The organism is Candidatus Saccharibacteria bacterium, from assembly GCA_016700375.1.
Classification (GTDB): Bacteria; Patescibacteriota; Saccharimonadia; order Saccharimonadales; family UBA4665; genus JAGXIT01.
The window spans coordinates 373,333-385,501 of sequence record CP065016.1 but is presented as its reverse complement, the minus strand read 5'-3'; the positions used below and the strand labels follow the sequence as shown (position 1 = coordinate 385,501).

Sequence of the window (12,169 nt, the reverse complement as noted above, 5' to 3'; positions counted from 1 at the left end):
ACCTCTTATTTATGGTTTTGTCGCATCGTAGTACCCTACCCTATAGGCGGTGAGGGTTGTATTGGTGTTCTGTTTGGTGTTTGTGGCGTGGTTGCGGCTGCCGACGCCGGTCAGGCTTGTCCCTGCCAGGAACGGCGCAATATCTTTTGCTCCGCACAATACGCCGGCGGTGGTGGTGCTGGGCAACAGATTTTGGCGCGATTGGTGCCAGCCACTATTGAAGGTAGTGATATTGTACACCGATTTATTTGACGCGCTGGCGGTCGAGGTATTGTACGCCCAGCAGTTCGCGAGTGTGGTATGGGTGTTGAGATCGGCCGTGCTGTAGCATGGGGTGAGTCCACCGCAGTACACGGCCGCATTGACAGTTACGCTTGCGGTATTGCTTGTGGTTGAGCCACCTGCATTGGTACATGTCAGGGTAAACGTATAGGTGCCGGCTGTGCCGAGCGTTACACTTTGTGAGCCGCCTCCCACGGCTTTGCTTCCTGACCATCCGGTGCCGCCTGCGGTGCAGGAGCTTGGGCTATTGCCTGTCGTCCAGGTGACGGTTGTGCTGCTGCCTGCGGTAATCGTGCTTGGCGAAACTGCTACAGAAACGGTTGGCGTAGCTATGACGGTCAGTGTCGCCGAACCCGAACCAGACCCGGCTGCGTTTGAACAACTCAGACTGTATGTGTGCGTACCAGCTGTCGTCTGAGAAACGTTTTGTGATCCACTCGCACTTTTTGCACCAGTCCATGCTCCACTTGCCGTACAACTGGTGGGGCTATTTGTGGCAGACCATGTCAAGGTTGCGGGAGCGCCTGTTCCGACACTTGTTGGGCTTAGGGCTACCGAAACCACCGGCGGGCTTGATGCGCCACCACTCGTCGCCGTGACACTAGTGCTGGCGCTTCCCGTTCCGCCCGCATTTGAGCAAGCGAGCGTGTAGGTATATGTTTGCGCGGTTCCGAGTGCGCCAGTGCTCTGGGTACCGCTGCTGGCTTTTGCACCGCTCCAACTGCCGCTGGCGGTACAGCTCGTGGGGCTGTTTGTGGCTGACCATGTTAGGTTCGAACTGCTACCGACACTAACAGAGATTGGGTTTGCACTGAGGCTGACGACTGGTGCTGGAGGGTTCGAAACGGTTAAGGGTACATTATTGGCGTAGCCAGTGCCGCCTGCATTGGTGCAGCTTAGGTTGTATACGTAGCTCCCTACGCTCATTGCCCCAGTACTTTGTGACCCGCTGCTGGCTTTCGCACCGCTCCAACTGCCGCTGGCGGTACAGGTCGTGGGGCTGTTTGTAGCCGACCAACTGATGGTTGATGATTGACCATTCAATATACTGCTCGGACTGAGTGTGAGTGACACGTTCGGCGGACTTGGAATAACCTGTACTGTTGCGGAATCTTCTATGGTGCCTGTTTGGTTGGTGCATGTGATGGCAAAGACGTATTCCTTTATGGTCGACAAGTTTGTGATGATTTGGCTACCGCCGCTAACTGCTTTCGTGCCGCTCCAATCGCCACTAGCCGTACAGCTCGTGGGTGAGTTTTCGGTTGTCCAGCTGAGCGTAATGTTTGCCCCTGGTTGTACAGGGCCGGTTGGGTTGCTACTGAGGAATACTACGGGGCTTCCTGGTGGCACTGACTGAACAGTGAGTTTTGCACTAATTGCCTGACTGCTGCCGCCCGCATTGCTACATACTAGTGTATACGTATATGTCTTCGCCGTGGTCAGTGCGCCGGTACTAATGCTGCCGCTCGCGGATTTTGTGCCGCTCCAATCGCCACTAGCGGTACATGAAGATGCACCGTTTGTTGCCTCCCAACTGATTGTTGAACTATCGCCAGCAAAAATCAGGTTCGGTTTTGCGGCTATGCTCACGGCCGGTACGCCTGAAGAGGTCGTAGATGTGCTACCTGGCTTTGTGGTGTTTGGGGCGGTCACACTAACTGCAACAGTTTTGAAACCCGTCCCGGTATCTGTTTTGCAGGTAAGTGTGAACAAGTAGTTTTGGACTTGGGTGAGTGCGGCAGTTGTTTCGGTGCCGCCACTGAGGTTTTTTGCCCCGCTCCAATCGTCGCTGGCAACACACGATTTTGGATTGTTCGTGACGCTCCATTTGAGGGTACTTGTCTGACCTTGTACTACCGATGCGGGGTCGGCCGTGAGCGTAATTTCTGGGGCATTTTTGCCCGTGGTGCCGCCTATGCCTACTGCAATACCGCCACCAGGTAGCGCCGAGGAGTTCTTTTCGGTACCACTTGTTTGAGGGGCATTTATATCAAGTCCATGCTTTTTGCTGAAGGCTTCGTTATTGCTCTGGACGGTAAAAACCGCAAAACTTACCATGCTCGCAATCATCACAAAAGACGTGATGACTATCATTATCTTCGTACCGCGTGGCCCGACGTGGGGTAGTTTGTCGCGCCACCTTCCTATAGGCGTTTTCGGTGCGTTAAATTCGACGACAACTGGGTCAAATGCCATTAGGGTGAATCCTGCTTGTGTTTATCTGATTGTACCATGAATGACACGGCGCCGCCCGACCAGCCCGATTCAACGTAGAACTTGTACGCGGTGTTTTTTGGAACAAGGTAGCTTAATTCGCCCGTCGTTGACTCCCCTGGCAGTACTTGCCCACTTCGAAATGGGCGCGTCAGCGCAAACGGTGTAACGTAACTCACCTCACCGCTACTTGTCTTTACATACGTATCTGTTGTCGGTAGAACGTCGAATGGTTTTTCGCTGTTGTTTTTTATGGTGAGTGTGAGCAAAAGATATTCGAATTCTAGTGGAGCGACAAATGGTTTTTTGCCACTTGTATGCTGGACATTGGTTACTGTCATACTACTAACTCCGCTCGTAACTGGCTTGCCTATTTCCATGCCCACAAATGGCACGCGTGTTCGCTCGCCCGCAATGGACACGGCGGCCAGGAGCATAGCGAGCGATATCGTGAAGAGTATTAGACTGCCCGCGAACAGCTTTTTTTCAAAATTCCACCTGGGACGGCGTTTTACATCTGAAAGTTTTACCTCATTTATGGACTGACCTTGCTTTTTACCCTTGGCCCTCTGTGTTTTCTCTTGACTCATATCTCTTACTTCTTATCTCTCAATTTCTTACGGTTTATTTGCATCGTAATACCCCACAAAATACGGAATCATGTTGCGGTCGGCGTTCGATTTTGTGGCTGAGTTGTGGTTTCTGGTTTGTCCGTCAGCGCTAACGTTCCCGCCCAGGGAGCCAGTGAGGTCTTTACCGCACACGCCTCCAACCTCGATACTGCTGATGCCACTTTTACCTTTATGGTATGCGGCATCAAAGCCGGTGATGTTCAAGATGCGCCCGGCGTTGTAGCCCCAACAATTCCCGGCACCGCTATGCGACGCAACTTCGCGTGGGCCGTAGCACGGACTTGCACCGTCGCAGTAGACGACTGTCTTAGGTGTCGAACCGGTTGTTGGTGTAGTGGTGCTAGTTTGGGTAGGTGTGGTCGCAACCGTGGCCGCTGGCTTCACCGTAATTGTTGCAGTAGCGGGTTGGCTTTGGCCAGCTTTGTTAGTGCAAATAAGTGTATACGTTTTGGTACCTTCGGCGGTGAGTCTGCCGGTGCTTTCGCTGCCAAAGGGCGTTTTTGTACCACTCCAATCGCCGCTGGCGGTACAGGCTGTGACATCGCCTGTGACGTCCCACTTAAGGGCGCTAAAGGAGCCAACGGAAGATTCGGCAGGCTCTGCCGTGAGCGTGACTGTCGGTGGTGTAGCGGACGTTTGTGAAAGCGCAAAATTGCCTTTATTTTTATCGGGCCCAAAAAATCCGGCGAGAACTATGGCGTTCATGCCGACGAGGGTGATAAGCATGCTCAGGCCCACGAGTTTCTTTAGCCACATACACGTGCTCCGCACCAGCCGGCCGGCTTGTCGGCAGAGCCGCCAACTCTGCTGGCTTCTTCGGCTCCTGCACATTTTTCCGCTACAGTACTCACTCGCCGTACCCTAGTACGGCTCCTTCCGTGCTTCGCCGAGAAAATGCGCATGAACTCGAAGTGCGAAGCCCGTGACATGAGCGTGGCTGTTGTGGATTTTTCATGATTCATCATTCATTATTCTCCATTCTTTCTTATGACATGCCGAATTCTTCGCTGTGGATACTGGTGGCGGGAACACCGTGAGCACGGAGCTGCTTTTTCAGTCCTTGCATCATGGGTGGCGGGCCGCATATGTAAAAATCTTTGCCCTTCAGTTCGCCGCTGTTTTTTTCTATAAAGTCTACGTCAAGGTGCCCTGGTTGCTGGTCGCCTATGTAGGGTATAACACGCACGTTCTCCCGTGCATGCGAATGCTGGGCAAGTTTGTCTCGGTCAATCATTTCGCTGGCGGTTTTGACCGCGTAGTACAAATCTACCCGATGTCCCTCGGGTGGCAAATCCTTCAGCATAGACAGAAACGGTGTTATCCCTATGCCTCCGGCAATCCAAACCTGGTCTTTCACTTTGTAGTTCACATAGCTAAAGCGCCCGTAGGCTCCCTCGACGGTGGCGGTAGCACCGACCTGGAGGTTTACCAGTGTGTTTGTGTAGTCGCCCAGCCCCTTGATACTTAGTTCTAAGCCAGGGTCTTTCGGGCTAGAGCTAATAGAAAAGGGATGCCACTCGCCTGTTACATGCGGTCCGCCGCCGCTAAACTTTACGAAGACAAACTGGCCCGGCTTATAGTGCATAGTAGCAGCGAGCGGTGTCATGAGTACCTGAACGACATTGCCGGCTACAACTTGCACTGAGCTTACCTTGTATTTGTATTTGCGAATAACAATATTGCCGACCAGTGTTTTATAGACAAAAGCGGCCAACCCAATGGCAACAATGGTAAGAATGTACCATTTCATCGCTGCATCATTTGATGTGTCACTGCTGATGAAAAATATATGAAGTCCGGCTATGAAAAAAGCGACGCCCAGGAACTTATGCGTAAACAACCAGAGGCGATATGGTAGTTTTATAAAAAACGTTACTAGCAAGAGTCCAACCATGCCCCAAAACGCAATACTCCCGAACATGGTTGCCCATTGCTGGAGCACTACGGCGTGGTATTCATGCTTGGTGTCGAACAGTGCGCTCAGCGGAAATAGCCCATTCGGCACGAGCAACAGTGCTGCCTGTTTGATGTTTGTCGTGACGTAGCGCAGTGCTAAAAAAAGTGGGTGAAACGAAAGCATAATGAGCGCTAGCCCCCCCAGTAGGTGGTGGGCAATGTATACGCGGTTCAACCCGCCAAACCAGTACTCCAGAAATCGTAAGCGGGTGGCATACACTAGGTTCAGCGCGTACATAACCGTGCCGACCAGTCCGGCTATGCGACCAAGATTGAGCATGGTCGGTATGAAGCCATGAATGGTGCTAAGCGGATGAATTCGCATCCAGAGCGCAACGGGCACCAGGCAGAGTATAATAGTCACGCCCCAACCAACCAGGTGCTCTGGTCGAAAACTCATAACGACTTTTCTATTTCCGTTTGGCTGCATGGACTACTCTCGTCGTGCTCTATGTATCTAACTTATGTTTTATTGTACCGAATAATCCTCATTTTTCCAGTGCCATAAATTTGCCCCCCTGTTCCTTAAAATAAATCGTACGGCCGTACGATTTATTTTAAGATAGCTTAGTGTACGGTGTCTTGAGCTATTCCTTGCCGGAGCGCTTTATACGATACAGACGCAAGCGTGAAACCTTGTGATATACTTATACATGTGAAAAAGCAAGTTACCTACCAGTCGGTGATGTATCAGGAAGGTGCCTACTATGTGGCGCAGTGTCTGAATGTTGATGTGTCGAGCTTTGGTGTAAACCCCGAAGAAGCCTTGGCAAACTTGCACGAAGCGCTCGAACTCTATTTTGAGGACGCGCCCAATTCTGTCGTAACAGATGTGAAAACTCCTTCAATACATACGCTTCGTCTGCGCCATGCCTAAACTGCCATCTTCTAAAGAGATTATTCGTACGCTCGAAAAACACGGGTTCGAGTTTGTTTCACAGCGTGGAAGTCACGCAAAATATCGCAGTGGTGAGCGCACTGTCATTATCCCGACGCCACGCAAAGAAATTCCACTGGGAACCTTCCGCTCTATCGTTCGCCAATCTGGCCTCTATGCCCGAGATTTCAAAAAATAGGGCTACTGCGCCGACGCGATATACTTTCTGAGATTATCGACTACAACTGTTCCGCGGCGTTCATCTGTTTCATAGGTATCACCACCAATTTTATCTGAGAAAATTACGCGAGGGATGTTCTTGAGTTGCTGGTAATTTTCTTCACCAGCAGACTTGTCAAATATGGCAAAATTGCCTTCTTTCGAAATCCACCGGGAAAACGCCTCCTTATCAAACGACGTTCCTGAACTCGTCTGTACTAGTACGCTGCCGGGTCTCATCATTTCAAATTCAGCAGTACCAAGTACCTGGATATTCGTTGGAGCACATAAAACCACAAAATCACTGCTTTGCAAAAGCCCATTTACTTCACGATAGCCCACGCCACGTTCTTCCCATTCTGGTTTATGATGCGGACTGCTATATAAAACGTTCATTTTGTAAGCGAGTGCCATATGGGCGATTGCTTCTCCGACGTGACCAAGCCCAATGATACCTATTGTGTGCCCCATAAGGTGATGCTGCTCGGCTTTCCACTGGTAGTCACCAACTCCACGAGCAAGCCGTACGAGCTGCATAAATACAAACTCCGCAACAGATTCTTTGCCGTGACTCTCTACATTTGTAAACGCAATATTTCGCCTTTTGAGTTCCTCCAGATCTATATTTGCCGTGGATGTGCCACAAAGACCGATATATTTGATAAAAGAACACGCGTTTAGATAGCTCGCAGTAATTTTATCCCACGGGCTGACGAGGACGATATCCGCATCGCCCGTACGCAGGATAAGTTCTTTTTCGGAAATATTGCGTTCGACTGGGAAAATTATAGGCTCTGCCGTAAAAGACTGGATTTGTTTTTGCGCTTTTGGCTGCAGCCGATTATCAAAAACTACTATTTTATGGTTCATAGCTTTGACTCTATTATATTGAGCAATTGTGGGAACTTAGTATGGCCTGATGCGGTGTTGAAATGCCCGGCGTTTTGCAGCATGTGGAAGTCGGTGCCAAGTTTTTCTGCGATTAATTCGCCGTTGCCGAGCGATATATATGGGTCGTTGTCGCTATGAAAAACAGCCGTCTTACCAGCTACGCGGTGAATTGCGCCCCAGTTAAATACGAATCCGCCACTAAAAGCCGCGTCTAGCTCGTAAAATTTGATTGGCTTTACGCCGGCAGAAGCCGCTACGAATATGGAGCTACCCACAGCGCGTTTGAGCTGCTCCAAGTAGCGCAGTAGGAATAATCCGCCCAAGCTGTGGCCAATAAGGATTGTTTCGGCGTTCACCTCCTGTTCGTACGGCTTCATGATTTCTAGCCATGCCTGCAACGACTGTCCTTCGGGCGTTGGAAACTTTGGCACAGTTACCACAATACCGCGTTTTTCAAGTTTGTTCTTGAGCCACGGAAACCAATTTTCCTCTGGGAAGCCGCTCGTACCATGAAAAATAAACGCGTTTTTCATATATTTACATCTTTCGCAAGATTATTGATTACATTTGCTTGTGGCAGTTTCTGAAGTTCTTTCGGGTCAAGTACAATTTTGCTGGTGCGGTTGCCGCCGCCCATGACTACCTTTTCTTGCTCGAGAACAAGGCTGTCTATATAAACTGGAATCTTTGGGTTTGTGCCTATGGCCACGACACCGCCTATTTCCATACCGGTAAGCTCCCGTGTGGTTTCGGCATCGGCAAAAGATGCACGCTTGACGCCCAGCAGTTCGCACACTTTTTTATTTACGTCCAGCCTGGTCGTGCCGAGCACAACACACAAAGCATACTTAGTTGGTTCGGTTTTGCGTGATGCGACCAAAAGGGTATTTGCTGCCTGCTCCAGTGTGAACCCATAGTGTTCGCAAAATGCAGCCGTATCAGCCATGCTCGGGTCGCAGGCCAGTACTTCGTGTCGGATGCCATACTCATCAAGGGCGGTTTCCACTTGGGATTGCAGGGTTGAGGTGCTCGAAAGACGTGCTTGGTAGTCTCGGATGAGTTTACGGTCTGCCACATCCTTCGGTCGGTCGGCGGCTTCTTTCCAACGGCGTACGTCTTCTAGCGAAGCAAACGGCACGCCGTTTTGCACGACTGCGCGAGACAGTAGTTCGTCCAGCGTTGGCTGATATGCGTCAAAGTTCCAGGCATCATGCGCCTCGAAAACATCATGTGTTACGGGGTGGTCATTTTCACCTTTCCGCACCTCGGCCCACCCAGAATTCGCCAGCTGCTCGCGCACCTCAACAGTTACCAACAGGTCAATATCATTGGTTTCGCGCAGCCCGGCCAGTGCCATGGGCGCAGATCCAAACACAATATACTGACCCTCAGGCAAACCAAGTTCTTTTACTCTTTCGATGATTGCTTGCCAGGTCATAGCATCTAGCATACACTACCCCGGATTGGCAAAATAGCTTACGCGCGGTACTACATAAGCAAGACTTTCGGCCGGTAGTTTCTCGCCTACCCAGTGCGGAAGGCCTTTTTATTTGCTAGTAAACTCATCGAAAAAACGTTAATATCATGGAAAAACCCTACCTGTTCACGTTATATTGACAAAAAAGCGTGAATGAGGGTCCAGAAAACCATCAAATATAGCCTTAAGCACCCAGCTGGTATTGGCAAGAAGGGGGTGTGCATGCAAGTATTTCACCAAGACCTTCGGCCGGTAGTTTCTAGGCTACAACGCGGAAGGTCTTTTTATATTGCCGGGCTTTCCGGTACCTTTGTTTTTGCAAGGGATTTGTATGCTTCCAAGGTTTCTCTGGCGAGTAGATAGGTCAGTGGCTGGTAGTTTTCTTCTAACTGGGCAATTTCAAGGTAGCGGTAGTAGGCGCTGCGTGACTCACGGCGGATAATGACGGGTGTTATGCCCGCAGAGAGCAATAGTCCTGCTAAAAGCAGCCGTCCAACTCGACCATTGCCGTCGCTAAACGGGTGGATTTTTTCAAACTGTGCATGAAACTTAGCCAAACTTTCAAAATCGGTTGGCGGTTCGTGCCGGAAAAGAGCTGCCATTTTTTCGGGAACCTTTTGGTAATTTGCCACAGGCGTGTGAGAACCCATGATGCGTACACCATGCCCACGGTACTGCCCTGCATCGCTGAGTAACCCGTTCATGAGCCGAACGTGTAGCTCACGAGCAACGTGTTCTCCATAGCACGCAGTCATACCGCCGTCTGCAACTTGCTGCAGCAGCCAAAGTAGGGCTGCCTGATGGTTTCGTGCTTCTAGCTGCTCGCGGGCGCTACGATTCCTGAGGGTTTTTTGGCTTAAAAGTACCTTCTTGTTATCGGCGAGGGTCATCGTGCTGCCCTCTATGGAGTTTGTGTTGTACGTCATGAGAACGCACAGTGTATCAAGGGTACGTTGTTCCTGTAGTATGTCTTCCAGATGTAGTTTGGCATGGCTTGCTGCCCGCACCGTCTCATCTACAAGCGATGCGCTGACCGTCCCAATCCCAAGCAACTCAAAAGCCGCTGCCTGTACGCGCTCGGCCGCATCCTTTCTGGGAGTGCTTTTACCGTGTAGCCATGCGCTGAACGTCGGGTGCGAGACGCCGAGTCTTTCCGCAAGCTCAACTTGGGTCAATCCACTCTGCTGAAGGAGGGCTTTCAGTATTTGTGTCGTTTTCATACGCTATAGTTTATAAAACTTTATAAACTTTGTCAAACTTTATAAAGTTATGTAAAGCTATAGCTCCGAGGCTTGAAGTACGAAATGCTGACCTGTTCCAACAACTTCAATTACCGCACCGTCAACTTTTATAGCCGTTTCGTCGTCAAGCGCATATACGGGATAAGGACAACCCTTGGCTCTTTCTCGAACAAGAGCTTCGGTTTCTGCGATTGCAAACTCGGGGTTTAGATAATGCGCCTGGATACCAAAGTGCACAAGTCCTAAACCCCGCAAGACTGAATTGGTCTCATCAGAGTTAAGTCTGGTGTCTGGCGTGGCTATATAGCTTCCAGCGCTTACGCCTACATATAGCCTTTCCTGCAAGAGACGCGGCATTTCTGCCGCAAGACCGGAATCGGTTACACGCTCCATGAGGTACGTTGTGTTGCCACCGTTTACAAATATCACATTGCTTTCCTCAAGCCGAGGTAGCCATACGCGCTTTGGCGATGCCGTGATGTCGACGATGTCGAGCTGAGCAATCCCCATATCGCGAAGCCTATTCATCTCGTCGACAACCCAGCTCTTGTCGCCCGACTCAACATTCATGGCAGTGGGGATGAATGCAATTTTCAGCTTGGAGGCAGGGGCATTGGCCAAGTCTAACAGCGCTTGCCTGATAGCATTGTTTCGTAGTCCGCCGGATGTAAGCAGTAGTTTCATGTCTTGACCCTGACGAATATAAACTCGTTTTCGTGGGTGGTGGGGTTGGATATTTTGTGGCGGACACCCGCTGGAAATACAAAAACATCGCCTGGTTCGTAAGGGTATTCGCCGTCCTCGTCGTGAACAAACCCAGTGCCTTTCACGGCCACCATTATTTCTTCAACGCCCGGGTGGTCGTGCCAGTCATACATCCCGCCAGCGGGCATAAACCCATGCGTCATCATTTCAAACGCCGTACTTTGCAGGTGTTCGGGCGAGGCATACACCTTTCGCTGCCCACTCCCCCCATGTGCTTCTTCTTTTGCAATTGTGGCTTTCGCTCTTTTTACAATCTTCATGCTTTTAGTATGCCATAAATAACACCATTTGCAGCCACGGGAGGATAGAGTAGTATTAGGGTTATGAAGTTTGTGAGTTTGGGAAACCCGGAAGATGTTGTTTCCTTTCAAGAAGCGCTGTCGCGCGGCATTCCGGCCGATGGCAGTTTGTACTTCCCGGTGGAAATTCCGAAACTGACCGCAGAACAAATAGCGTCGCTGCCGGGGCTTGATACGAAGGCAATTGACCGGCTTGTGCTCTCGGCGTGGCTGGGTGATGAAATACCGCCAGAAGACATTGCAGCCATAGTGGAGCGTGCAGCCACATTTGAAACGCCAACTGTGCCGGTGGCAGACAAACACGTGCTCGAGATTTTTCATGGCCCAACCATGGCGTTCAAAGATGTTGCGGCGCGGTACTTGGCCGCGCTCATGGGCTATTTCAATGCTAAGACTGGCAAGACCTCAACCGTACTCGTCGCCACTAGCGGTGATACGGGTGGCGCGATTGCCCATGGTTTTGGCGATGTAGCTGGCACAAATGTTGTTGTGCTCTACCCGAAAGGTCGCGTCAGTCAGTTGCAGCAGGAGCAGCTGCGGCGTGTCGCTGGCAATGTTCACACGCTTGAAGTTGACGGCGATTTCGATGCGTGCCAAGCGCTGGTGAAGCAAGCTTTGGCCGATACGGCGCTGGTCAGTCAGGTTGGCTTAACCTCGGCAAATTCCATTACCGTTGGGCGCTTGCTGCCGCAAACTCTCTACTATGCACGGGCCTTCACACAGCTTGGTGGGAGAACAGATTTGCGGTTTGTGGTACCGAGCGGCAACCTCGGCAACATAACGGGCGGCGTGCTCGCGCAGCAAATGGGCGTGCCAATTGCCTCGTTCTTTGCTGCAAATAACGCAAATAACGCCATAGACCAATACGCTCGCACCGGCAGCTTTACCCCATTTGCGGCCGTTGCCACCATGTCAAACGCTATGGACATAGGTGCGCCAAACAACCTGCCTCGCTTGCAACGAATATTTGGTGGTGATGTGGGCGCTTTTCGTGCAGACATTCAAACGGCTCAGGTTTCAGATGAGCAAACAGTTGCTACCATACAGAAAGTGTACGAGGAAACAGGCTACCTGCTCGACCCGCACACGGCGGTGGCATGGTATGCAAGTGAGCAAAACCCGGGTAAGACTACGCATGATGTCATTGTTTCTACTGCTGCACCCGAAAAATTTGCCGAGGAAATCACCCACGCCACTGGCATAGCAGTCGATAATTCTGCTGAACTTGCCAAACTCCGACAGGTCCCAGAGCGTTGTACGGAGATTGCCAATTCCCTGGACGAACTGAAGAAAGAAATTCTTAACTCTTAACTCAT

At 50.9% G+C, this 12,169-nt stretch carries 13 protein-coding genes; 3 read left to right on the top strand and 10 right to left on the bottom strand.

Annotated features, from left to right (window positions below; translation table 11 throughout):
* Positions 1–9: 9 nt before the first annotated feature.
* The 4 genes from IPP75_02030 to IPP75_02015 all read right to left on the bottom strand — a co-directional run bounded on the left by IPP75_02030 (position 10) and on the right by IPP75_02015 (position 5,514).
* On the bottom strand, positions 10–2,478 hold the full coding sequence (locus IPP75_02030) for a hypothetical protein (GenBank protein ID QQS69894.1): 2,469 nt from the start codon (positions 2,476–2,478) through the stop codon (positions 10–12).
* The gene (locus IPP75_02025) at positions 2,478–3,086 is read right to left on the bottom strand and encodes a DUF4352 domain-containing protein (protein ID QQS69893.1); all 609 of its coding nucleotides are present in this window, start codon (positions 3,084–3,086) and stop codon (positions 2,478–2,480) included. The genes IPP75_02030 and IPP75_02025 overlap by 1 nt, the downstream gene beginning before the upstream one ends.
* Before the next feature lie 27 nt (positions 3,087–3,113).
* Positions 3,114–3,884, bottom strand: a complete 771-nt coding sequence (locus IPP75_02020) for a hypothetical protein (GenBank protein QQS69892.1) — start codon at positions 3,882–3,884, stop codon at positions 3,114–3,116.
* A gap of 229 nt (positions 3,885–4,113) precedes the next feature.
* Positions 4,114–5,514 carry a ferric reductase-like transmembrane domain-containing protein gene (locus IPP75_02015; GenBank protein ID QQS69891.1) on the bottom strand — a complete coding sequence of 467 codons (1,401 nt, stop codon included), beginning with the start codon at positions 5,512–5,514 and terminating at the stop codon, positions 4,114–4,116.
* A gap of 255 nt (positions 5,515–5,769) precedes the next feature.
* Here IPP75_02015 and IPP75_02010 point away from each other — a divergent pair, with 255 nt between their 5' ends.
* Positions 5,770–5,961 carry a type II toxin-antitoxin system HicB family antitoxin gene (locus IPP75_02010; GenBank protein ID QQS70150.1) on the top strand — a complete coding sequence of 64 codons (192 nt, stop codon included), beginning with the start codon at positions 5,770–5,772 and terminating at the stop codon, positions 5,959–5,961.
* Positions 5,954–6,160, top strand: a complete 207-nt coding sequence (locus tag IPP75_02005) for a type II toxin-antitoxin system HicA family toxin (GenBank protein ID QQS69890.1) — start codon at positions 5,954–5,956, stop codon at positions 6,158–6,160. The genes IPP75_02010 and IPP75_02005 overlap by 8 nt, the downstream gene beginning before the upstream one ends.
* A gap of 2 nt (positions 6,161–6,162) precedes the next feature.
* Here the strand turns inward: IPP75_02005 and IPP75_02000 are convergent, their stop codons facing one another.
* The 6 genes from IPP75_02000 to IPP75_01975 all read right to left on the bottom strand — a co-directional run bounded on the left by IPP75_02000 (position 6,163) and on the right by IPP75_01975 (position 10,814).
* The gene (locus tag IPP75_02000; GenBank protein QQS69889.1) at positions 6,163–7,050 is read right to left on the bottom strand and encodes a hypothetical protein; all 888 of its coding nucleotides are present in this window, start codon (positions 7,048–7,050) and stop codon (positions 6,163–6,165) included.
* Complete coding sequence (locus IPP75_01995; GenBank protein ID QQS69888.1) at positions 7,047–7,604, bottom strand: serine hydrolase family protein; 558 nt, start codon at positions 7,602–7,604, stop codon at positions 7,047–7,049. Before IPP75_01995 ends, IPP75_02000 begins: the two co-directional genes overlap by 4 nt.
* Positions 7,601–8,509: a hypothetical protein gene (locus tag IPP75_01990; GenBank protein QQS69887.1), complete on the bottom strand. Its 909-nt coding sequence runs from the start codon at positions 8,507–8,509 to the stop codon at positions 7,601–7,603. The genes IPP75_01995 and IPP75_01990 overlap by 4 nt, the downstream gene beginning before the upstream one ends.
* Positions 8,510–8,832: 323 nt before the next feature.
* Positions 8,833–9,768 (bottom strand): Fic family protein, encoded by a 936-nt coding sequence (locus IPP75_01985; GenBank protein QQS69886.1) that lies wholly within the window; start codon positions 9,766–9,768, stop codon positions 8,833–8,835.
* 57 nt (positions 9,769–9,825) lie between these two features.
* A complete protein-coding gene (locus tag IPP75_01980; protein ID QQS69885.1) occupies positions 9,826–10,473 on the bottom strand; it encodes a Type 1 glutamine amidotransferase-like domain-containing protein in 648 nt (215 codons plus the stop codon).
* Complete coding sequence (locus IPP75_01975; protein ID QQS69884.1) at positions 10,470–10,814, bottom strand: cupin domain-containing protein; 345 nt, start codon at positions 10,812–10,814, stop codon at positions 10,470–10,472. The genes IPP75_01980 and IPP75_01975 overlap by 4 nt, the downstream gene beginning before the upstream one ends.
* 63 nt (positions 10,815–10,877) lie before the next feature.
* Here IPP75_01975 and thrC point away from each other — a divergent pair, with 63 nt between their 5' ends.
* Complete coding sequence (gene thrC, locus IPP75_01970) at positions 10,878–12,164, top strand: threonine synthase (protein QQS69883.1); 1,287 nt, start codon at positions 10,878–10,880, stop codon at positions 12,162–12,164.
* Positions 12,165–12,169 lie beyond the last annotated feature (5 nt).